Origin of the sequence: Nodosilinea sp. LEGE 07298, from assembly GCF_015207265.1 — a bacterium.
Classification (GTDB): domain Bacteria; phylum Cyanobacteriota; class Cyanobacteriia; order Phormidesmidales; family Phormidesmidaceae; genus Nodosilinea.
The window spans coordinates 1-1,617 of the sequence record NZ_JADEXE010000562.1; the positions used below are offsets into that span (position 1 = coordinate 1).

Consider the following 1,617-nt stretch of genomic DNA (forward strand, 5'->3'; position numbering starts at 1 on the left):
ATCAACACGCGTTTGAAGTTGATTAAGCGCTCTGGCTACGGATTCACTAATTTTGAGCGATTCCGCCTCCGATGCCTAATCTGCTGGCATTTTTCTCCAACCGCTGCATAGTGATCCCAGGAGAGCCAAACTTTTTCTGCGAAACGTTTAGCATTGAACCGCTTGTACCCGTAGCCTTCCTAGTGAGTAAGCTTCGGTATTTGGGTTCAGAAAGTAAAAATTTCAAATATTCGCGGGTCGCGATATCCCGTTTAGGAATAATTTTCCATATCTTGTCGGGCAAAAAGAGATTTTTGCAATCTTTTTCGACCAAACATGTTGCGGCTACTAATTCTCTAGTATTTGCTCTGGTAAAAAGCAAATCGCCTTTTTGTGGAACTATTATTTGTTTCTGGAAAAAGGATCTACCAACATTTTTAAATTCCGTTGGAATGAACCGACCTGTAGTAACAGCACTGATTTTCAAAACGCCCCATTCATCTTTTTCCAGTGATCTTTCTTCTCCCCCAGCACTCCAACCTGCGCTAATGCTTTCAATCACATCCTTCATTGACCATGTATGCCACCCCTTTGGATTAGTAACGGGATCGCCGAACATGTCTAGGAAGGCGGCACGGAGCAGCTCTTCGGTCAGGGCGACGGCTTCCTTGCGCTTGCGACGTACCGCATCAGCTTTATCCAATATCGCCGCAATCCGCCGCTGCTCTTCGAGAGGAGGGAGTGCGATAGGAATTATGTTGGCAGAACTTTTAGTGAGTTTTCCTCGTGTACTTCCATTAACAAAAGAGGTGATTTCATATTTTTCGAGATGACGGCAAAGATATCTGATATCAATAGTTTTTTTGGGTCTCAAAACATGAGCATGATTGTTGACCCAGCATTTTCCTTCAACTTGATAAGCAATAGTTTTCGTCGGGTCTCCAAAGTGACCACCATCCTCTGCTAGGAGCACAAGAGGCTCATCGAAAATAAAGTCTGCTACGGAATCTTGTTGGCCGTTGGCTCCGTAATACGGGTATGGACCAGGCACTCTGTCTTTCTGAGTGATTGGTTTACGTTTACTATCGAGAAAGTCAACCACATCAGCCAAAGGATAATGTGGCCACTTATTTGTTAACTCTGAAGGATATATCATCATCCCAACATCTCCTCCAGATCATCTAAGTCCTGGCGGATGTCATCTTCTAAGTCCCGCAGTTTTTGCAGAATAACTTTGGGCGGATCGTAGGTCACTTCTTCGTACTCAATTTCTTTATAACGATTGATCGACAAGTCATAGGCATTGGCAGCGATGTCCTCGCGGGGGACAACAAATGCCTTGGCGCAGCGATCCGTATCTTTGGCTGGGTCGCGCTGTTGCCAGCGGCTGAGGATGTCGGGAATGTCGTTATTGGCAATCTCATGCCGCTTATCGTCCAGAGAGTACCCATCGGCAGCCATGTCGTAGAACCCTTGGTGGTGCAGAAAAGTCCTGAAAGGGTTGTTGTGAAAGGAGTCCCAAATGAGACAGGGTAGATGGGAAGGGGCATTTCATGAGAGGCTTGAATTCCCCAACTCAAGGCCAGTCTCATGGAAACACCCCTCTTGTATCGTCAACTGCAAGACCAATTGAGTCAA

General features: G+C 45.9%; 1 protein-coding gene and 1 pseudogene. Both read right to left on the minus strand.

Features of this window, described 5'->3' with window-relative positions:
* Positions 1-46: 46 nt before the first annotated feature.
* A complete protein-coding gene (locus IQ273_RS36275; protein ID WP_397199231.1) occupies positions 47-1,138 on the minus strand; it encodes a restriction endonuclease subunit S in 1,092 nt (363 codons plus the stop codon).
* A pseudogene (locus IQ273_RS33050) lies at positions 1,135-1,449 on the minus strand (N-6 DNA methylase); the annotation flags it as partial. The gene IQ273_RS36275 and the pseudogene IQ273_RS33050, both read right to left, overlap by 4 nt.
* Positions 1,450-1,617 lie beyond the last annotated feature (168 nt).